At 68.3% G+C, this 19,769-nt stretch carries 21 protein-coding genes; 9 read left to right on the forward strand and 12 right to left on the reverse strand.

Translation table 11 applies throughout. The annotated features are described in order from the left end of the window. Window positions 1-14: 14 nt before the first annotated feature. Window positions 15-1,394: a DNA repair protein RadA gene (gene radA / locus ACYZGB_RS14310; RefSeq protein ID WP_462389151.1), complete on the reverse strand. Its 1,380-nt coding sequence runs from the start codon at window positions 1,392-1,394 to the stop codon at window positions 15-17. A 163-nt stretch (window positions 1,395-1,557) separates the two neighbouring features. Between radA and ACYZGB_RS14315 the strand changes: the two genes are divergently transcribed. The 3 genes from ACYZGB_RS14315 to ACYZGB_RS14325 all read left to right on the forward strand — a co-directional run bounded on the left by ACYZGB_RS14315 (window position 1,558) and on the right by ACYZGB_RS14325 (window position 4,115). Continuing rightward, window positions 1,558-2,391 carry an aldolase/citrate lyase family protein gene (locus ACYZGB_RS14315; RefSeq protein ID WP_462389153.1) on the forward strand — a complete coding sequence of 278 codons (834 nt, stop codon included), beginning with the start codon at window positions 1,558-1,560 and terminating at the stop codon, window positions 2,389-2,391. A 47-nt stretch (window positions 2,392-2,438) separates the two neighbouring features. Further along, a complete protein-coding gene (locus ACYZGB_RS14320; RefSeq protein ID WP_462389155.1) occupies window positions 2,439-3,416 on the forward strand; it encodes a 2-dehydropantoate 2-reductase in 978 nt (325 codons plus the stop codon). A 75-nt stretch (window positions 3,417-3,491) separates the two neighbouring features. Beyond that, the gene (locus tag ACYZGB_RS14325; protein WP_462389156.1) at window positions 3,492-4,115 is read left to right on the forward strand and encodes a glutathione S-transferase family protein; all 624 of its coding nucleotides are present in this window, start codon (window positions 3,492-3,494) and stop codon (window positions 4,113-4,115) included. Between the two features lie 163 nt (window positions 4,116-4,278). Here ACYZGB_RS14325 and ACYZGB_RS14330 read toward each other — a convergent pair whose 3' ends face one another. Then, window positions 4,279-5,865, reverse strand: coding sequence for an ABC transporter substrate-binding protein (locus ACYZGB_RS14330; RefSeq protein WP_462389158.1), 1,587 nt, complete (start codon window positions 5,863-5,865; stop codon window positions 4,279-4,281). Between the two features lie 88 nt (window positions 5,866-5,953). Next, window positions 5,954-6,562 (reverse strand): LysE/ArgO family amino acid transporter, encoded by a 609-nt coding sequence (locus ACYZGB_RS14335; RefSeq protein WP_462389160.1) that lies wholly within the window; start codon window positions 6,560-6,562, stop codon window positions 5,954-5,956. 77 nt (window positions 6,563-6,639) lie between these two features. On the opposite strand from ACYZGB_RS14335, the gene ACYZGB_RS14340 reads away from it, so the two are divergent. Next, the gene (locus ACYZGB_RS14340) at window positions 6,640-7,527 is read left to right on the forward strand and encodes a LysR family transcriptional regulator ArgP (RefSeq protein WP_462389162.1); all 888 of its coding nucleotides are present in this window, start codon (window positions 6,640-6,642) and stop codon (window positions 7,525-7,527) included. Between the two features lie 37 nt (window positions 7,528-7,564). Here ACYZGB_RS14340 and ACYZGB_RS14345 read toward each other — a convergent pair whose 3' ends face one another. Then, a complete protein-coding gene (locus tag ACYZGB_RS14345) occupies window positions 7,565-8,374 on the reverse strand; it encodes a siderophore-interacting protein (protein WP_462389164.1) in 810 nt (269 codons plus the stop codon). A 71-nt stretch (window positions 8,375-8,445) separates the two neighbouring features. On the opposite strand from ACYZGB_RS14345, the gene ACYZGB_RS14350 reads away from it, so the two are divergent. Beyond that, the gene (locus ACYZGB_RS14350; protein WP_462389166.1) at window positions 8,446-8,937 is read left to right on the forward strand and encodes a MarR family winged helix-turn-helix transcriptional regulator; all 492 of its coding nucleotides are present in this window, start codon (window positions 8,446-8,448) and stop codon (window positions 8,935-8,937) included. 93 nt (window positions 8,938-9,030) lie between these two features. Here ACYZGB_RS14350 and ACYZGB_RS14355 read toward each other — a convergent pair whose 3' ends face one another. Both ACYZGB_RS14355 and alr read right to left on the reverse strand, forming a co-directional pair. Beyond that, the gene (locus ACYZGB_RS14355) at window positions 9,031-9,900 is read right to left on the reverse strand and encodes a hypothetical protein (protein WP_462389167.1); all 870 of its coding nucleotides are present in this window, start codon (window positions 9,898-9,900) and stop codon (window positions 9,031-9,033) included. 130 nt (window positions 9,901-10,030) lie between these two features. Beyond that, window positions 10,031-11,146 carry an alanine racemase gene (gene alr, locus ACYZGB_RS14360; RefSeq protein ID WP_462389168.1) on the reverse strand — a complete coding sequence of 372 codons (1,116 nt, stop codon included), beginning with the start codon at window positions 11,144-11,146 and terminating at the stop codon, window positions 10,031-10,033. Between the two features lie 157 nt (window positions 11,147-11,303). On the opposite strand from alr, the gene lplT reads away from it, so the two are divergent. From lplT to ACYZGB_RS14375, 3 genes are all read left to right on the forward strand, one after another. Beyond that, a complete protein-coding gene (lplT, locus tag ACYZGB_RS14365; RefSeq protein ID WP_462389170.1) occupies window positions 11,304-12,608 on the forward strand; it encodes a lysophospholipid transporter LplT in 1,305 nt (434 codons plus the stop codon). A 182-nt stretch (window positions 12,609-12,790) separates the two neighbouring features. Continuing rightward, window positions 12,791-13,687, forward strand: coding sequence for a DMT family transporter (locus ACYZGB_RS14370; RefSeq protein WP_462389171.1), 897 nt, complete (start codon window positions 12,791-12,793; stop codon window positions 13,685-13,687). A gap of 67 nt (window positions 13,688-13,754) precedes the next feature. Beyond that, on the forward strand, window positions 13,755-14,246 hold the full coding sequence (locus ACYZGB_RS14375) for a glutathione peroxidase (protein WP_462389173.1): 492 nt from the start codon (window positions 13,755-13,757) through the stop codon (window positions 14,244-14,246). Here ACYZGB_RS14375 and ACYZGB_RS14380 read toward each other — a convergent pair. Next, window positions 14,232-14,714, reverse strand: coding sequence for an N-acetyltransferase family protein (locus tag ACYZGB_RS14380; RefSeq protein ID WP_462389175.1), 483 nt, complete (start codon window positions 14,712-14,714; stop codon window positions 14,232-14,234). The genes ACYZGB_RS14375 and ACYZGB_RS14380 overlap by 15 nt on opposite strands. Next, entirely contained in the window at window positions 14,711-15,859 is a 1,149-nt protein-coding gene (locus tag ACYZGB_RS14385) for an acyltransferase family protein (RefSeq protein ID WP_462389177.1), read from the reverse strand. Before ACYZGB_RS14385 ends, ACYZGB_RS14380 begins: the two co-directional genes overlap by 4 nt. 156 nt (window positions 15,860-16,015) lie before the next feature. On the opposite strand from ACYZGB_RS14385, the gene ACYZGB_RS14390 reads away from it, so the two are divergent. Then, window positions 16,016-17,002, forward strand: coding sequence for a LytTR family DNA-binding domain-containing protein (locus tag ACYZGB_RS14390; RefSeq protein WP_462389179.1), 987 nt, complete (start codon window positions 16,016-16,018; stop codon window positions 17,000-17,002). Between the two features lie 192 nt (window positions 17,003-17,194). Here ACYZGB_RS14390 and ACYZGB_RS14395 read toward each other — a convergent pair whose 3' ends face one another. The 4 genes from ACYZGB_RS14395 to ACYZGB_RS14410 all read right to left on the reverse strand — a co-directional run bounded on the left by ACYZGB_RS14395 (window position 17,195) and on the right by ACYZGB_RS14410 (window position 19,762). Beyond that, window positions 17,195-17,929: a helix-turn-helix transcriptional regulator gene (locus ACYZGB_RS14395; RefSeq protein WP_462389181.1), complete on the reverse strand. Its 735-nt coding sequence runs from the start codon at window positions 17,927-17,929 to the stop codon at window positions 17,195-17,197. Window positions 17,930-17,994: 65 nt separating this feature from the next. Next, a complete protein-coding gene (locus tag ACYZGB_RS14400; protein WP_462389260.1) occupies window positions 17,995-18,453 on the reverse strand; it encodes a GyrI-like domain-containing protein in 459 nt (152 codons plus the stop codon). A gap of 226 nt (window positions 18,454-18,679) precedes the next feature. Continuing rightward, the gene (locus tag ACYZGB_RS14405) at window positions 18,680-18,967 is read right to left on the reverse strand and encodes a DUF2798 domain-containing protein (RefSeq protein ID WP_462389183.1); all 288 of its coding nucleotides are present in this window, start codon (window positions 18,965-18,967) and stop codon (window positions 18,680-18,682) included. Between the two features lie 156 nt (window positions 18,968-19,123). Next, window positions 19,124-19,762 carry an alpha/beta fold hydrolase gene (locus tag ACYZGB_RS14410; RefSeq protein ID WP_462389185.1) on the reverse strand — a complete coding sequence of 213 codons (639 nt, stop codon included), beginning with the start codon at window positions 19,760-19,762 and terminating at the stop codon, window positions 19,124-19,126. Window positions 19,763-19,769: the final 7 nt, after the last annotated feature.

The raw sequence follows: 19,769 nt of genomic DNA on the forward strand, positions 1-19,769 counted from the left end.
GCTGTGGGCATTGCTTACAAGCCCCGCACCACATTCATCGCCTCCTCCACCCGCTCCACCGCGTGGATGGTCAGCCCCTCAATGGGCTTCTTGGGCGCGTTGGCCTTGGGCACCACGGCCACGCTGAAGCCGAGCTTGGCGGCTTCCTTCAGCCGTTCCTGGCCGCGTGGTGCGGGGCGCACTTCGCCCGCCAACCCCACCTCGCCAAACGCCAGAAAGCCGCGCGGCAGCGCCTTGCCCCGCAGGCTGGAGGTGATGGACAACATCACCGCCAGATCGGCGGCCGGTTCGCTGATGCGCACACCACCCACCGCGTTCACGAACACGTCCTGGTCCATGCACGCCACACCCGCGTGGCGGTGCAGCACGGCCAGCAGCATGGCCAGGCGGTCCTTGTCCAGGCCTACCGACAGGCGCCGGGGGCTGGGGCCACCGCTGTCCACCAGCGCCTGGATCTCGACCAGCATGGGGCGTGTGCCCTCCAGCGTGACCATCACGCAGCTGCCCGGCACGGGCTCGGAGTGCTGGGAGAGGAAGATGGCGCTCGGGTTGCTCACACCCTTGAGGCCTTTTTCGGTCATGGCAAACACGCCGATCTCGTTCACCGCGCCAAAGCGGTTCTTGATGGCGCGCACCAGGCGGAACTGGCTGTGCGTGTCGCCTTCAAAGTACAGCACCGTGTCCACCATGTGCTCCAGCACGCGCGGCCCGGCCAGCGCACCTTCCTTGGTTACATGGCCCACCAGAATGACGGCGATGCCTGTGCCCTTGGCCATGCGTGTGAGGTGCGCCGCACATTCGCGCACCTGGGCGACCGAACCCGGTGCGCTGGTGAGCTGGTCGGAATAGGTGGTCTGGATGGAATCGATCACGACCACGGCCGGTTGGGTGGCTTCGACCGTGGCCAGAATTTTTTCGAGCTGGATCTCGGCCAGCAGCTTCACCTGGCTGCCCTCGATGCCCAGGCGCCGTGAGCGCAGCGCCACCTGGGCGCCACTCTCCTCGCCCGTCACATACAGCGTGGGCAGGCCCGCGCGCTGCAGTGCGTCCATGGCCTGCAGCAGCAGGGTGGATTTGCCGATGCCCGGGTCGCCCCCGATGAGCACCACGCCGCCTTCCACAATGCCGCCGCCGAGCACACGGTCCAGCTCGTCGATGCTGCTGGGGGTGCGCGCCACATCCTGCGCCTCAATGGCGGCCAGCGGCATCACGGGCTGCACGTGGGCCAAGCCCGCATAGCCTTGCGGCGCGCTCAGGCGGTTCTTGCCCGGCCCGGCCTCGGCCACCTGTTCGATCAGCGTGTTCCAGGCGCCGCAGGCGGGGCATTTGCCCAGCCAGCGCGGGCTGGTGCCGCCACATTCGGTGCAGGTGAAGATGATTTTGTCTTTGGCCATGGAAAGGGGATGGTCGGTGGGCACAGGCGCGGGTGGCCGACTATAGCGGCGCAGCCCCGGAACTCGGGCTCCACCCTACCAAGCACCTATAGACCCCAGGCGCTGCGCCCCTACGATGGCCACCCATCCACTTTGTTCTCCGACATCGGCAAGAATGCACGCCATGCACACACCCACCAATTCCTTCAAGCAGGCCCTGGCCCGGGGCGATACGCAAATCGGCCTGTGGCTGGGCCTGGCCGATGCCTACACCGCAGAAATCCTGGCGGGCACCGGTTACGACTGGCTACTGGTCGATGGCGAACATGCGCCCAACGACCTGCGCTCCATCCTGCATCAGCTGCAGGCCATTGCCAGCGCCAGCAGCGCCCTGCCGCCGGGGGCCCGCGCGCCCCACGCCATTGCGCGGGTGCCGGTGGGCGACACCGCCCTCATCAAGCAGTACCTCGACATCGGCGCGCAAACCCTGCTGGTGCCCATGGTGGACACGCCCGAACAGGCCCAGCAGCTGGTGCGCGCCACGCGCTATGCGCCCGATGGCGTGCGTGGCATGGGCAGCGCGCTGGCGCGCTCGTCGCGCTGGCAGGCCTACCCCCGGTATGTGCACGAGGCCAACCAGCAGGTCTGCCTGCTGGTGCAGGCCGAGACGGCGGAGGCCATGGCCCACCTGGATGCGATTGCCGCCACCCCCGGCGTGGACGGCGTTTTCATCGGCCCGGCCGACCTGTCGGCCTCGATGGGCCACCCGGGCAACCCGGGGCACCCCGATGTGCAAGCCGCCATCCACGACGGCATAACGCGCATCCTGCGCGCGGGCAAGGCGCCGGGCATCCTGGCCACCAACGAGGCCCAGGCGCGCCAGTGGCTGGCGGCCGGTGCCCTGTTTGTGGCTGTGGGCGTGGACACCATGCTGCTGACCAGCGCTGCGCAGAATCTGCTGGCGCGCTTTCGCACCGGCACGGACGCCGCTGCCGCGCCACGGCCCGCAGGCTACTGACCCTTCTCTTCCAGACAAGACACAACAACAAGCAAGGATCGACAAGCATGAAAGCATGTATCTACGGCGCGGGCGCCATCGGCGGCTGGCTCGGTGTGGCCCTGGCGCAGGCGGGCAACCCGGTCAGCCTGGTGGCGCGCGGTGCCACGCTGGCGGCGTTGCAGTCCGACGGCCTGCGCCTGCGGCGCCCCGACGGCACGGTGGCCCAGGTGGCGGTGACGGCGGCAGCCGACCCGGTGGCCCTGGGCGTGCAGGACCTGGTGGTAGTGGCCGTGAAAGCGCCCGGCCTGCCCGAGGTGGCACGCGCCATGGCCCCGCTGATCGGACCGGACACCATCGTGCTCACGGCCATGAACGGCGTGCCCTGGTGGTTCCTCGACGGTTTTGGCGGCGCTGCGCAAGGCCGCGCGCTCGAATCCGTGGACGCAGGCGGCGTGATCGCCAGCGCCATCCCCACGCGCCATGTGGTGGGCAGCGTGGTGCACACCAGCTGCTCGCTGGAGGCACCGGGTTTCGTCAAACAGCATTTCGGCAACCGTCTCATCGTGGGCGAGCCGGGCGGCCACCGCAGCGCGCGCCTGCAGGCCCTGGCCGATACGCTGCAGCGCGGTGGCATCGACGTGGAGCTGAGCGACTGCATCCAGAAGGACATCTGGTTCAAGCTCTGGGGCAACCTCACCATGAACCCCATCAGCGCACTCACCGGCGCGACCACCGACCGCATCCTGGACGACGAGCTGGTGCGGGGTTTTGTGTCGCACGTGATGCTCGAAGCCAAGGCCATTGGTGACCAGCTGGGCCTGCCGATCGACCAGCAGCCCGAAGACCGCCACGCCGTCACGCGCAAGCTGGGCGCGTTCAAGACCTCGATGCTGCAGGACGTGGAAGCGCACAAGCCCATGGAGATCGACGCCCTGGTGGGCGCCGTGCGCGAGCTGGGCCAGATCACCGCCGTGCCCACCCCGCACACCGACGCGCTGCTGGGCCTGGTGCGGCTGATGGCCCGCACGCGCGGCCTGTACTAAAAACTTCAAGCAAAAAAGGCCGTCTGCGCGCAACCCTATTGCCTTATAAGCTACATATTTAATAGCAAATTAGCCATGACCACACTCACGCTGTATTACACCCCCGGCACCTGCGCGCAGGCCGTGCGCATCGCTTTGGAAGAAGCGGGCGCCGCCTACGAACTGGTCCGCGTGGACTTCGCCGCAGGCCAGCAGCGCACGCCCGAATACCTGGCCGTGAACCCCAAGGGCCGCGTGCCCGCGCTGGCCACGCCGCAGGGCACGCTGACCGAAACCCCGGCCCTGCTGGCCTTTGTGGCGCAGAGCTTTCCCGCAGCGCGCCTGGCGCCCGTCGACGCGCATGGCTTTGCGCGCCTGCAGGAGTTCCACAGCTACCTCGCGTCCACCGTGCACATCGCCCATGCGCACCGCCCCCGCGCCAGCCGCTGGGCCGACGAGCCCGAGGCCCAGGCCGCCATGCAACGCAAGGTGCCGCAGAACATGACCGACTGCTTCAATCTCATCGAAAGCCACTACCTGCCGCCCGTGGACCAGGGCCCCTGGGTGATGGGCGAGCAGTACACCGTGGCCGACGGCTACCTGTTCACCATCGGCACCTGGCTGCACAGCGATGGCGTGGACATTGCCCGGTTCCCGAAGGTGTTTGCGCACACGCAGCGCATGCTGCAGCGCCCCGCCGTGCAGCGCGCACTGGCCTGAAATTTCTTTGGGGCTACATATCCACGCTGCGGGAGTGCGCGGCTTGTGAAGCTGGCGCGGCACAGGCCAGAGCCGCCGCGCAAGGGCCGCCCCGCCGCGCTGGCGGCGTCCCCCTTCCCGAATTGCGCAGCAATTCGAGAGAAGGGGGAAGGCGCGAAGCGCCTCAGGGGGTTGTCACTCTTAAATACCGCCAGTCGATGCGGTTGTCGGCGCGGTGGATGATGTCCACCTTCTTGGTGCCCGCCCACGGAATCACCTGGTTGTACAGCGGGATGTGCGAGACCAGCTCATGCTCCTTGATCAGTGCCTGCTCGATCAGCTGGTTGCGTGTGGTGGTGTCGGTTTCCTTCTTCACACGCTCGACCAGGGCGTCGATCTGCGGATCAGAGAAGCGGCCCAGGTTGAAGTTGCCATCGCCCCCCGCGCCGGGCGAGCGCACCAGCGACTGCAGGCTGTAGAACGCATCGAACGTTGGCACACCCCAGCCCAGCAGGTAGATGCTCGCCTCGTTGCGCTGGATCATCGGGAAGTACGTTGCAAACGGCAGCGAGCGCAGCTTGGCTTTCACGCCCACCTTGGCCCAGTGTGAGGTGATGGCCTGGCACAGCTGCTCGTCGTTGATGTAGCGGCCCGCGCTGCAGGCAAAGTCCACCTCAAAGCCGTTGGGGTAGCCCGCATCGGCCAGCAGCTTCTGCGCGGCCTTGGGGTCGTAGGGCCAGCGTACGTCGGCCTTCTTGGTCCAGCCGTTGACCTGGTTGGCGATGAGTGTGCCCGTGGGCTGGGCCAGGCCACGCAGCACCACGCGCTGGATGGACTGGATGTCGATGGCCTGGTACAGCGCCTTGCGCACGCGCAGGTCCTTCAGCGGGTTCTTGCCCTTCACGTCCGAGCCAGGCAGCTCGTCGCGGAACTGGTCCAGCCCCAGAAAGATGGTGCGGTACTCGGGCCCTTCCAGCACCTGCAGGGTGGGAGTCTGCTTGATGCGCGCCAGGTCCTGCAGGCTGGGGTCGATCACAAAGTCAATCTCGCCCGACAACAGCGCCGCCGTGCGCGTGGCGTCGGCCTTGATGGGGGTGTAGACGATCTCGGTCAGGTTGGTGGGGTACTTGCCTTTGCCCCACCAGTGGGGGTTGGGCTCCAGCACCACGCGCTGGTCGGGCGTCCACTGCTTGAGCTGGTAGGGGCCGGTGCCCAGCGCGTTACGGTGGGCAAAGGTTTCGTCCTTGGTCTTGATGTCCTTGGGCTCCACCGACTTGTTCTTCTCGGCCCAGGCCTTGCTCAGGATGCGCAGCTCGGTGAGCTGGTTCACCAGCACGGGGTTGGGCAGGTCGGAGTGGATGTCGATGGTGTAGGCATCGATTTTCTCGACCCGGTCGATGCCCTGGGTGTAGACGGCGAAGTTGGAAGTCTTGGCCTTGGCCCGCTCCAGCGAAAACTTGGCGTCGTCGGCCGTGAACTCGCTTCCATCGCTGAACTTCACACCCTTGCGCAGCGTGAGGCGCAGCTGCGTGGGCTTGATGAGCTTCCACTCGGTGGCGAGCGACGGCTCGGGTTTGAAGGTCTTGCTGTTGTATTCGACCAGCGTGTCGTACACCGCGCCGTGCATGGTGTTGTTCACACCCACGTTCTGGGTGTGGATGTCCCAGGTGGAAATGTCCACCGAGCGGGACCAACGGAAGGTGGCGGACTGCGCAGCCAGGGGCAGCGCGGCGGCAACGGCGGCTGCAAGCAGGAGGTGTTTAAAGCGCATGGGTACAAGGATAGGCAAAAAGGCCAAAGAATGCTGAATGGCCGGACTATCCCCCAAGCGGCTCCGCGTGGGAACGAACTTATCGTTCTTAGCTTAGAGCCATCACCCCCGCCAGCACCAGCATGGTGGTGGCCGTCACCGCATCCAGCACCCGCCACGCCGCCGGCGTGGCAAACAACGGCGCCAGCCAGCGGGCGCCCAGGCCGATCAACAAGAACCACAACGCACTGGCCAGCGAGCCCCCCGCCGCAAACAGCGCACGCCCCCAGGCCGGGTACGGCGTGGCCATGGTGCCCAGCAGCACCACGGTGTCCAGGTATACATGCGGGTTGAGCCAGGTGAGTGCCACCACGGTGGCCAGTGTGGTGCGCAAACTGGCGCCGGGGCCGCTGGTGGCCACCAACAACTGGCCCGGGCGCAGCGCCCGCGCGGCCGTCTGTACGGCATACATCAACAGGAACAGCGCGCCCGCCCAGCGCATGAACTGCGCCCACTCGGGCCGGTCCAGCAGCATGCCGCCCATGCCCCACACGCCCACCTGCAGCAGCACCGCGTCCGACAGCGCACACACCAGCACCACGGGCAGCACATGCTCGCGCCGCAGGCCCTGGCGCAGCACGAACGCGTTTTGCGCGCCAATGGCCATGATGAGCATGGCGGTGGAAGTGAAACCGTGAACGAATGCAGTGGAGACCATGGGTGCGGATTGTGGTCAACGCACCATGTAGACGCCAGCTATACTTTTTAACGATCCGTCAAAATGGCTAACCACCCATGCAACTCGACTCCGCCCAGCTCAACGCCTTTGCCACGGTGATCGACGAGGGCAGCTTCGAGCGGGCGGCGGCCGCGCTGCATGTCACGCGCTCGGCGGTGTCGCAGCGCATCAAGCTGCTGGAGGAGCGCGTGGGCCAGGTGCTGGTGCGCCGCGCCACGCCCTGCACGCCCACCGAGGCCGGGCAGGCGCTGTACCGCCACGCGCGCGAGGTGGCGCTGAGCGAGGCCGATGCGCTGGCCACCATTGGCGGCGGGCAGCACAGCACCACGCGGCTGGCGATTGGCGTGAATGCCGACTCGCTGGCCACCTGGTTCCCCCACGCCATGGCGCAGGCGGCCGAGGGGCAGGCCATCACCTTCGACATCCATGTGGAAGACCAGGACCACTCTGCCAACTTGCTGCGCGAGGGCCGCGTGATGGCCGCCGTGACGGCCGACCCGCAGCCCGTGCAGGGCTGCCAAGTGCTGCCGCTGGGCACGCTGCGCTACCGCGCGCTCGCAAGCCCTGCGTTCATGGAGCGCCACTTTGCGCAGGGCGTTAGCGCCACCACCCTGGCGCAGGCGCCCATGCTGGTGTTCAACCGCAAGGATGCGCTGCAGGCGCGTTTTGTGGGCCGCATCACGCGCCGCAAGCTCGCACCGCCCGTGCACTGGCTGCCCGAGGCGCATGCGTTCGTCAAAGCCACGCGCGCCAGCCTGGGCTGGGGCATGACGCCCGACGCCCTGGTGGAAGACGACCTGGAGACCGGCGCCCTGGTCGAGCTGATTGCGAACAAGCCCGTGGATGTGCCGCTGTACTGGCAGTGCTGGCGGCTGAACGTGCAGGCGCTGCAGCACATGACGCAGGCCGTGCAAAAGGCGGCGGCGCTGACGCTGCTGCGCTGAGAGGAAAGTCGAGAGGGATGTAGCAAGCAAGGGCCGACTACGCGGCGCTCGCCAGGTCCTCGTGGTGGTCGGTCGCCCCACGCTTCCAGTAAGCGGAGATGCGCATGCGCTTCGGGTCCACGCCCGGCTTGGCCAGCACGGCACGGCGCACGGCGGCCATGTCGCTGTGTTCGCCCGCAGCCCAGACAAAGCCCGCGCCGGGCGGCAGCGACAGCGCCTCCACAGCGGCAGGCAGCGCGCTCACCCACTGCAGATCCACCTGCGCCGCGCTCGCCAGCGTGCGCTGGTCGGCAGGGCTGCTCAGCTGGATGCGCACGGTGGCCACCGCGCTGGCGGGCAGCTCGGCCAGGCGGCGGGCGATGGCGGGCAGCGCGGTTTCGTCGCCCAGCAGCCAGTGCCAGTCGAAGCCCGTGGGCACGACCATGCTGCCGCGCGGCCCGGCAATGCCCACCCACTGGCCCACGGTGGCGCTGGCGGCCCAGTCGGTGGCGGGGCCGGCGTCGTGCAGGGCGACCTCGATGTCCAGCTCGCCCGCAGTGGCGTCAAAGCGCGCAGGGGTGTAGTCGCGGAGCACGGGGCGCGGGCCGTCAAACACGGGGCGGCCCTCCTGCAGCGTGGGCAAGGTGGGGCGGTCTTGCCCGGGCGAGGGAAGGATGAGCTTGAGATGGTCGTCGAACCCGGCGCTCACAAAGCCCGCCAGCTCGGGCCCGGCCAGGGTCAGCCGCACAAAGCCGGGGCTGACCTGGGTGCGGCGCACCACCTGGAGGTGGCGGCCCTGCAGGGGATGGCGAATGCGCTCGATGGCGAGGGAGGGGGCCGTGGCGGCCAGGGGCAAGGAAGCGTTCATGGCGTAAAATGTTGATTTAATCAACCAAATCATCCGCCATTCAGTTGACTTTTTCAACCGATAGCCACGCCATGCCCCCACGCGCCCGCCCCGATGTGTTTGAAGCCCTGCACGACCTGATGCATGCCTACCGGGCGCGCATGGTGCGCGCGATGACCTCCGTGCACCCGGACCTGACCTTCAACGAAGTTCGCGCGCTGAACTTCATCGGCCGCCACCCTGGCGCCACGCAGAAAGAGCTGGTGCGCCACAGCGGCGCCGACAAGGCGCAGGTGGCGCGCATGCTGGGCCTGTTGCAGGACAAGGGTTGGCTGGAACGCCAGCCGCACGCCGAGGACCGGCGCAGCCTGTGCCTCACGCTGAGCGCCGAGGGCCAGGCGCTGTACCAGGCGCTGCAGGCCGCGCGGCAATCCCTGTCGGCCCAGGTGCTGGCGGGCTGCGACGACGCCACCCAGGCGCAGCTGCTGGCCCTGCTGGCGCGGGTGGGGGCCAACCTGGATGCGCTGCCGCCCCTGGAGACTGGCGAGGACTGCGGCCACGGCAGGGGCCGGTCCTCGCGCTAGGGGCACCTCGGCGGCGCTTCAGACGCTTTTGAAGGGATTTTTGCCTCAAGCGCTAGTGCAACATGCCCTGATAGCTATCAAATAAAGAGCAAATCAGCGCCCCTGGATCACGCGCAGCGCCTCGGGCAGCGAATGCACATGGGGCAGGAAATGGTCGATGGTGGCGCCCAGCAGCACGGCGCAGACCAGCGCGCCCAGCAGCGGCTTCCAGGTCAGGCGCACAGCGGCGCTGAGCCAGCCCTCCCGCTCCACCCCCACGGCGGCGCGGGCAGTGGCCACTGAAAAGGCGATCTCCACCGCCACCGTGAGCAGCACATCCCAGCCAAAAAACAGCATGGCCAGCGAGCCCGCCCCCAGGATCAGCGCCGCGCCGATGAGAAAGATGGCCACCACGGGCACGACCACCACGGCGCCCTCGTCGGCGCTGCCCAGCGCATCGGCCGCGCCCCCGGCCATGTCGCCCAGCACGCTGGAGTCGCTGCCGGAGCCGCCGCTGGACAGACCTTGTGTCCACCCGCCCCCAAAGTCACCCGATGCGCCGCCGCCGCCAAAGTCGCCACCGCCCGTGCGCGGCAAGGGCACCTGGCCTCCACCGGAGGGGCCATTGCCACTGGGCCAGGAGATGTCGGGCAATTCCACACTGCTGCCGTCGCCCGACGACCCGTCCCGCCGCACCAGCCGCGCTGCCCAGGCGCGCAGCACCAGCAGATAGCCGACATAGCCCACCGACAGCGTGACCAGGTACCGCAGCGCCAGCGAATCCACGCCCAGCACCATCTGCAGGTGCGAGGTGGCCCACATCAGCAGCAGCGTGAAGCTGCCGATCAGCAGCCCATGCCAGCGCAGGCTGTAGCGCTGCTGCAGGCTGCGCGCCACCGCGCCGTGGTGCGGCATGCGCACCGAGCGCCAGGTGGAACTGCTTTTTTTCTTAGGGCTGGAGGAGTTGCTGCGGGGTGTGGCCATGGAAGGAGCGTGCTGCGCGCGGTGGCAAAAAGACGGCGCCATTTCACACCAGTTTCAGGCCAACCCTCGCTCAGCCCGCACCCCGCAGCGTGAACTTCTGCGCGAACCGCAGGGGCACAGAGGGAGGACGTCAGGCCACGCCGTCCACCACCACCGGCACGCGCTGGGCCAGTGCACACATCAGCTCGTAGCCCACGGTACCTGCGGCCTGCGCCACCTCGTCGATGGGCAGCACAACCCCATTGCTGGCCCGGCCCCAGAGCGTCACCTCGCTGCCAAAACCCGCCGCCACCCCGGCCTGCTGCAGTGGCGTGAGGTCCACCGTCACCATGTCCATGCTCACCCGCCCTACCAGGCGCGTGCGCACGCCGTTGACCAGCACCGGGGTGCCGGTGTCGCAGTGGCGCGGGTAGCCGTCGGCATAGCCGCAGGCGGCGATGCCGATGGTCAGCGGCCCATCGGCCGTGAAGCGCGAGCCATAACCCACCGTGTCGCCCGCCTGCAGCTGCTGGGTGGCGATGAGGCGGGTGGACAGCGTCATGGTGGGTTGCAACCCCCAGTGGCTGGCGTTGTGCTCGGGGAAGTCGGGCGCGCTGCCATAGACCACGATGCCCGCGCGCACCCAGTCGGCGCGCACGCCAGCGTCCTGCGCGTGGCGCAGGGTGGCGGCGCTGTTGCTCAGGCTGCGCTCGCCAGGCAGGTCCTGGGCCGCAGCGGTGAAGGCCGCCATCTGGTGCGCAATGCCACGCGGGCCATCGGCATCGCTGAAGTGGGTCATGAACGAAATCTCGTCCACCTGCGGCAGCGCATTGAGCCGGGCCCAGGCCGCGCGGTAGCGCTGGGGCGTGAAGCCCAGGCGGTTCATGCCCGAGTTCATCTTGAGGAACACCCGGTGCGGCACCTGCGTCTTGTGCGCGGCCAGCATGTCGATCTGCTCGTCGCAGTGCACCGCGTGCCACAGGCCCAGGCGCGAGCACAGCTCCAGGTCACGCGGCTCGAACACGCCTTCGAGCAGCAGAATGGGCCCGCGCCAGCCCAGGTGGCGCACGCGTTCGGCCTCGGCCAGGTCCAGCAGCGCAAAACCGTCGGCCCCGCGCAGACCCTCGAACACCCGCTCGATGCCGTGGCCGTAGGCGTTGGCCTTGACCACTGCCCACACCTTGGCGTCGGGCACCGACTGGCGCACGCGCGCGAGGTTGTTGTGCAAAGCGGCGGTGTGGATGGTGGCGGTGATGGGACGGGGCATGGAATGGAGCAGTTGGGACGGGGGAATCTACCGGGGAATACCTGCAGGATTCTGGCACTGCAGCCGTTTATCCGCGTGATATAACCGCCTGTCTCCTGCTACGGTTACTCACAATTAACAGTGCATCAGCCCAACTGATGCACCCACCAGCCATTCGATGAAGCGCGGTTTCTACACCATCATGTCGGCGCAGTTTTTCAGCTCGCTGGCCGACAACGCACTTTTCGTGGCCGCCGTGGAACTCCTGCGCTCTGAGGGCGCCCCCGAATGGCAGCGCGCCGCCCTGGTGCCCATGTTTGCGCTGTTCTATGTGGTGCTGGCGCCCTTCGTGGGCGCTTTTGCCGATGCGCTGCCCAAAGGCAAGGTGATGTTTGTCAGCAATGCCATCAAGGTGGTGGGCTGCCTGATGATGCTGTTCGGCTCGCACCCGCTGATTGCCTACGCCGTGGTGGGCCTGGGCGCAGCGGCCTACTCGCCCGCCAAGTACGGCATCCTCACCGAGCTGCTGCCCGCGTCCCAGCTGGTCAAGGCCAACGGCTGGATCGAGGGGCTCACCATTGCCTCCATTATCCTGGGCGTGCTGCTGGGTGGCCAGCTGGTAGGGCAGCACATGTCGGCCATGCTGCTGGGCATCGACATCCCGATGATCAACACCGGCGTGGACACGCCCGCAGAGTCGGCCATTGCCGCGCTGATCGTGGTGTATGCCGTGGCCGCCTGGTTCAACACCCGCATCCCGCACACCGGCGTGGAAATGCGCCCGATGCGTGCCGACCCTGCGCGCAGCATCGTCTCCAACACGCTGAGCCTGCTGCCCGACTTCTGGGCCTGCAACAGCCGCCTGTGGCGCGACAAGCTCGGCCAGATCTCGCTGTCCACCACCACCCTGTTCTGGGGCGCGGGCGGCAACCTCAAGTTCATCGTGCTGGCCTGGGCCGCCGTGGCGCTGGGCTACAACACCACACAGGCCTCGGCCCTGACCGGCGTGGTCGCCATCGGCACTGCCGTGGGCGCCGTGGTGGCCTCGATGCGCATGCGCCTGGACATGGCCACCAAGGTCATCCCGCTGGGCATTGCCATGGGGCTGCTGCTGATCCTGATGGTGTTCATCAGCAACATCTGGGTGGCCATCCCCTTCCTCATCATCCTGGGCGGCCTGGGCGGCTACCTGGTCGTGCCCATGAATGCGCTGCTGCAGCACCGGGGCCACAACCTCATGGGTGCGGGCCGCTCGATCGCCGTGCAGAACTTCAACGAGCAGGCCTGCATCCTGGCGCTGGGCGCGTTCTACAGCCTGTCGCTCAAGTTCGGGCTGTCGGTGTTCGGTGCCATCACGGCCTTCGGGCTGGTGGTGGCGGGGGTGATGTGGCTGATCCAGCGCTGGCACCAGAACAACTGTGTGCAGCACCGCGAAGAGGTGGAACACTTGCTGCACATTGCGCGGCACGACACGCACCATTGAGAAGCCCCCTGAGCGGCTGCGCCGCTTCCCCCGGAGGGGGACGCACCCAGTGGCCTGGCAGAGCCAGCTCCACGGGTGCGCTGGCAGGGGCGGTGTGCCAGTGTCTGGCGCTCCGCCATTTACTATCATTTTCATAGCTACCAGCGCTTACCTGTTGCGCGGTAACGGCCATTTTTTCTTCAATGCAATCGCCCCTGCCCTTTGCCGCCCTGCTGTTCAACGCCTTTGTCTGGGGGCTGGCGTGGTGGCCGTTCCAGCACATGCACCAGGCGGGGCTGCACCCGCTGTGGGCCACGGCGTTCATGTATGCGGTGGTGCTGCTGGCGCTGCTGGCCTGGCGCCCCACGCTCTGGGCCCAGGTGCGCCAGCACCCCGAGCTGTGGCTGCTGGCGCTGGCCTCGGGCCTGAACAACGTGGCCTTCAACTGGGCCGTGACCATTGGCGACGTGGTGCGCGTGATCCTGCTGTTCTACCTGATGCCCGCCTGGGCCGTGCTGCTGGCCTGGAAGGTGCTGGGCGAGCGTCCCACCCCGGCGGCGCTGCTGCGCCTGGCGCTGGCTTTCTGCGGTGTGGTGCTGGTGCTGCTGCCCGAGGGCGCACCCGCGTCGCGCCTGCTGCAGAACCTGTCGCTGGCCGATGGGCTGGCGCTGCTGGGCGGCTTCATGTTTGCGCTCACCAACGTCACACTGCGCCGCCTGCACACCGTGCCGGGGCCCGCGCGCATGTTCTCGATGTTTGGCGGCTGCATGCTGATGGCGCTGGCCGTGGCGGGCATCGGGCTGCAGGTGGGTGTGGTCGAACCCTTCCCCGCCGCCAACGCCACCTGGGTCATCACCGGGCTGCTGCTGGCGGGCGTGCTCATGCTGGGCAACTGGGCACTGCAGTTTGGCGCGGCGCGGCTGGCGGCGGGCACCACGGCGCTGGTGATGCTGTCGGAGGTGATGTTCGCCAGCGTGTCCTCGGCCCTGCTGGGCGCGTCCACACTGAGCACGCGCACCGTGCTGGGCGGGGCGCTGATCCTGCTGGCATCGCTGCTCGCAGCACTGCAGTTCCGCCGCCCGGGTGCTGCGGGTCATTGACCCGTGTGCGCGCAGGCTTGGGCGGCAGGGGCTACGATGGCCCGCCATCCCCACCCGGAGTACCCACATGCCCAGCAGCATCTACGACTTTGAAGCCCTGCAGATGAACGGCCAGGCCGTGCCCCTGTCGCAATACCGGGGCAAGGTATTGCTCATCGTGAACACCGCGAGCGCCTGCGGCTTCACGCCCCAGTTCGGCGGGCTGGAAGAACTGCACAAGGAATACGCCGACCAGGGCCTCGTCGTGCTGGGCTTCCCCTGCAACCAGTTCGGTAGCCAGGACCCCGGCAGCAATGACGAGATCGCCAGCTTCTGCCAGCTCAACTACGGCGTGAGCTTTCCGATGATGGCCAAGACCGACGTGAACGGCGCCAATGCGTCCCCCTTGTACAAATGGCTCACCGCCGAGGCCCCGGGCCTGCTGGGCAGCAAGGCCATCAAGTGGAATTTCACCAAGTTCCTGGTCGGCAAGGACGGCCAGGTGATCCGCCGCTATGCGCCGCAGGATGCGCCTAAGAAGCTGGCGGGGGATATTGAGGCGGCGCTAGCGCAGGGCTGAGGGCGGCGCCCAGCGGCACAACACCCGCTCACGGCCCGTGCCGGGATGGTGGTCCACCACCTCTTCCACCAGGCCACAGAGCGCGTAGAACCGCCGCGCCCGCAGGTTGGAGGTGGCGACATGCAAGGTCCACCCATGGGGACACAGCGTCTCGCAGACCTCTTGCACCAGGGCCGCCCCCAGACCCTGCCCCTGCACCCCGGGTGCCACGAAGAGCTGGTGCAGATGGCCCTGGGCCCGGTCCAGCACCATGAAAGCCCGGACGGTGTGGCCCTGCTCCACCAGCACGGTGGTAGTGCAAGGCGGGCCAAACTCAGCATCCACCCGCGCCGCCCAATGTGCCAGTGGCGCCACGGTGGTCACCGCCGGGTTGGCGCTGGCCCAGGCGTCGCGCCACAGGGGCGCGAGTTGAGGGAGGTCTTGTGGGGTGGCGGAGCGCAGCGTGAGTGCTGGCGGCAGGCGGCTCATGCCCGCATTGTGCGGGCCAGCCCGAACAGCGGCCACAGCCACCCCACGCGCTGCACCACCGCCGTGATCCCCCAGCACAGCGCCACCGTGCCCACCACCAGCAGCACGGGCTCCGCCACAGGGCCCAGGTGCCAGGGTGAAAAAACCACCACCAGCCCGATGATCACCGTCTGGTGCAGCACGTACCAGGGGTAGACCGACGCATTCGCCCAGCGCAGCCACGGCCAGGGACGGTTGAGGCGGTGGTGGGCCCAGCCCAGGATGGCCAGCAGCGCAGCCCAGAGGTAGACATCCGCCAGCACACGCAGCGGCAGGCGCGCAGCCCGCACACCGTGTTGCTGCGCCAGGCCCAGCAGCCCCAGGTACAGCACAAGCAAGCCCAGCGCCAGGCCCAGGGTGCGCCAGCGCTGGCGCACCAGCTCGGCCCACAGGCCCACATCCAGCCCGATCCAGTAGCCATAGACGAACACGGTGAAGTACACGGCATGCAGCCAGGCATCCTGGACCAGGTCATGGGTGGGCGGGAAGTGGGGCCACAGCAGCACCGAGTACAGCGCCAGCGGCAGCACCGGCACCACAACCAGCCACGCGCCCCGCAGCCGGATGAAGGCCCGGCGCAGCCGCTGGCCGGCGGCGGATTCGGCCAGAGGCAGCAGCAGCGCCAGCACCACGGTGTAGACCCAGAGGTAGGCCAGGTACCAGAGGTGGTTCCAGGTGACGCCCACCTCCCAGCCGTCGAACGCACCGGCGGGCCAGGCACTGCCGGGGTGGTAACGCAACAAAAACCTGCCAAACCCCGGCGCGATCAGGCCGTTGGCCACGCCCTGCGCATAGGCCTGGTAGGGCACCACCACGGCCATGCCAAAGGCCAGGGGCAGCAGCAGACGCAGGCTGCGCTGACGGATGAGGCCCGCCGGGGTCTGCCCCCGGGCCACCAGCCCGAAGGCCAGGCCGGAGATGAGGAACACCAGGTCCATGCGCCACAGGTTGAGCGCGCGCATGGGCGCCTGCAGCCACTCGGCCGCATGGGGGCTTTTGAGGTGCCAGTGCCAGTCGGCCACGTAAAACATGGCGACGTGGTACAGGATGACCAGGGCAAAGGCCAGGGCGCGCAGGGCGTCGATGTCGTGGCGGCGGGGGGACATGGGATGAGGGGTTCCGGGACAAAAGATGCGCCATGCTGGGCCGGGGACGGTGCTGGCAGCCCTGCGATGGGACGGCCCCACGCCCCGCCTGGGACCAGCGGTGGCCCCGTGGGACGAACCGCAGCGCCCCCGGGGGCCTGCTGCCTACACTAGGGCATGACCTCCGCCGCCCCCACCTGGCCTGACCACTACCTGCGCGACCCGGCGCTGCGCCGCCGCGCCGAGGTGGGCTTCTGGGCCATGGTGCTGCTGGTGCAGGCCCTGTTCAACGCCGTGGTGACCTCGCTCGATCTGGCGGGCGCCGGGCGGCAGGTGCTGGCCTGGGAGCCCTGGGTGTGGGAGATCTCCAGCGTGGTCGTGGTGGCCGCGCTGATCCCGGCCGTGGCCGCGCACGAGCGGCGCTTTGCACTGCACTGGGACACCCTGGCGCGCCACCTGCCCTGGCATGTGCTGGGCAGCGTGGTCTATTGCAGCCTGCACCTGGCCGGGATGATGGCGCTGCGCCATGCCGCCTATGCGGTGCTGGACACGCCTTACCGCCCCGGCCACTGGTGGGCCGCGTGGGGCTATGAATACCTCAAGGACGTGCGCACCTATGTGCTCATCGTGAGCACACTGGTGGGCTACCGGTTTCTGCTGCTGCGCCTGCAGGGCGAGGCGCGCGTGCTGGATGCGCCCGACCCGGCCCTGGCCACGGCCACGGCGGCCCCAACCCCAGGCGCTGCGGAGTCCGAGCCCACCCCACAGCCCCTGGCCCCGGCAATACCGGAGCCGGGCGCCACCCCCACGCCCCCACCCACCCCGGCACGGCCCGAGCGTTTTCTGGTGCGCAAGCTGCGGCGCGAATTCCTGATCGCCGCCACCGACATCGCCTGGCTGCAGGCCGAAGCCAACTATGTGGGCCTGCATGTGCAGGGGCACGACTACCTGTTGCGCTCCACGCTCACCGACTTCCTGGCCCAGCTCGACCCGGCGCGCTTCGTGCGCGTGCACCGCAGCTACGCCGTCAACCTGGATGCGATCGCAATGATCGAGCCGCTGGACAGCGGCGATGCGCGCCTGGTGATGAAGGACGGCAGCACCGTGCCGTGCAGCCGGCGATACCGGGACGCGCTGACACCCGGCACGGGCCGAGGCCTTTGAACCTGGCGTGGCCGAGGCCAGTGCCCCCGGTCATCGCGCTGCGCGCCACCCGCAGCGGATGAAACTGGCGCGGCCCAACGCCAGTGCTCCCGCGCAAGGGCCGCCCCGCCGCGCTGGGAGCGTCCCCCTCCCGACTCGCGCAGCGAGGAGAGAGAGGGGGAAGGCGCGAAGCGACTCAGGGGGTGCTGCATTTCACGCATTGAGCCCCGGCGTCTGCGCAGGCGCCCATTCGGGCGGGCAGGCAGCCATCTCGGCCTCCACCTTGCGCAGCATGTCGGCCAGCGTCTTGCCGGGCTCCTGGCGGAACTGCTCGTCGAGCACCACCAGGTCCACGATGCGGTCGATGCGAAAGCCCCGGAAGTCGTTGCGCAGCTCGCACCAGGCCGACAGCGTCCAGACCTTGCCCCAGTAGAAGCAGCCCAGCGGGCGCAGGCGGCGCAGGCTGGGGCGGCCGTGCACGTCGGCATAGTCGATCTGCACCACATGGCGGCTGTGCACCGCCTCCCGCAGCGCCTGCAGCGTGGCCTGGGCGCGCGGGTCCAGCCCCACGGACGGCGCATAGAGCGCCTGCGCCTCGGCCGCCACGCGCGCGGCCGGGGGCAGCACCGACAAGATCTTGCCCAGAGCGCCCTCCACCTCGCGCGCCAGCCCGGCATCAAGCCAGGCCTGCGCCAGCCGCGCGGCGGCCACCAGGGCGTTGGCCTCGCCCTGGCTGAACATCAGCGGCGGCAGATCAAAACCCGCGCCCAGGCGGTAGCCCACACCGGCCTCGCCCTCAATGGGCACGCCCTGGTGCTGGAGGTCCGCCACATCGCGGTAGATGGTGCGCGCCGAGACTTCGAGCCGATCGGCCAGAAAGGCGGCCGTGGACAGGCGCCGCCCTCGGATGAGCTGAACAATCTGGAACAGGCGGTCGGCGCGGCGCATAGGCAGAGAATATCAGTATTTTAGGGCTCTACCGCCTGTCCATCAAGCACTTGTAGCTATACTATTTATAGCACAACACCCACATGGATGGCCACCTTGTCGGGCCCTTCGTAGGCCTCGAAATCCGTGCCGAAGCGGCGCCGCACCTGGGGATTTTCGGCAAAGTAGTGCCAGATGCGGACCCAGGTGTCGATCACCATCTGCGGCATGTCGCCCTCGCCGCTGAAAACGAGGTAATCACCCGCCTCGATGTCGATGCGGTGCGCGTCGGGCACGGTCTTCTGCACCAGCTCGGGCTCGGCAACCGCCACACCGGCGGTCACGTCGAAGGCGCCATGCTCGTTGGATTCGTAACCGCTGTACACGCCGAAGATGCGACCATCGTCGCCCTGGCTGGGCAGCTTGCGCTCCCAGCTCTGGCTGAAAAAGCGGTTCCACAGGCCGCCCAGGCGGGCAACGGCCGGGTTCATCTCTTCGCTGTTGCGCGTTCGCACAGCAATGCCCGCCACGCTGAACGCGGGGATCTAGAGGGGGATGGGTGTGGTGGTTGGGGTCATGGCAGGTCCTCTCTCTCGTCTTCAGTGGATGGAATCGGTGCACGGGCCGATGGGCGCTGTGCGAGAGAGGCATGGTGCGTGCACGCTGCTGACAGCCTGATGTCAGTAGCGTGCGCCCACCCCGTTGGCCCGGCATGGGCGCTGTGGCGGAAGCGGGGTGGCAGGGAGGCACCGGCCCCTGCCCCGCCACCGGTCAGTCCGGCTGCGCGACGATGGCCGCCGTGGCACGGCGCACCACCGGCAACACCAGCAGCAGCGTGGGGAAGGCCACCACCCAGGACAGCGCCCAGGAACTGAGCCACAGCCACGGAAAGTCCAGCGAGAAGCCCGCCACGCGCACCGTGCTGATCAGGGACACGATAAAGGTCATGAGCAGCGACAGCAGCAGCGGCGTGACCCAGACCGTCGAGCGCGCAGGCAGCTTGGGCAGCCCGAGGAAGGTCTGGCGGGAAGACGGGGGGAGCGAGGAAGGTTGGTTCATTGAGGTTCCAGAAAGCAAACCGGTCAGGCAAGGTGCCGCCCCCGCCCTGCAGCATCGGCAGGCTGGGGGCCACCACCCCGGCAGGGCCGGTGTTGGTGAGCACGTTGATTGACGTAAACGCTTACGGCAACCCATGAACCGGGTCGCATCCAAATTCTAGGCGGTCTCAGTGCCTGCCCGCAGGTGATGGCTGATGTGCCCGGCCACCGCCTCGGCATGGGTCTGGGCCAGGTCGTGGGCACCGCCTGGCAACACCTGCAGCCGCGCACGGGGCAGCAGGCCCTGCAAGCGTTCGCCCACCGCGACGGGGCTGATGACATCGGCATCGCCCCACAGCAGCAAAGTGGGCGCGCGCACCGATGCCAGCTGCGGTGCCAGGTTCCAGCGCTCACGGGCCATCCACGCAGGGAAGGCGGGGTTGGAGCGCATGAAATCAGGGCGCCAATCATGCGGGCGCAGGTCGTCGATGGGCACACCGCCGGATGTGGCCACGAGCACCAGGTGCGTGAGGTATTCAGGGCGCTGCAAGGCCGCCAGCACCGCCACCACGCCACCCATGGACTGTGCGATCAGTGCACAAGGCCGGTCCATGTGCGGCGTGACCGCATTGACCAGGTCCTGCATGCAGTCCGCCGTATCTGGCGGCATGTCTGCGGCCGATGCCAGGCCGAACCAGGGCCAGCCCAGCAGTGCCCGCTCAGCAGGGAGCGTGATCGCGTCCGAGGCGGCCTGCCAGAAAGCAGGGTTGCCCCCCACGCCGGGCAAAAAAATCAGGCGCGCGGGAGCTGCAGACACGAACGCC

It is taken from the genome of Acidovorax sp. Q11 (assembly GCF_054950075.1).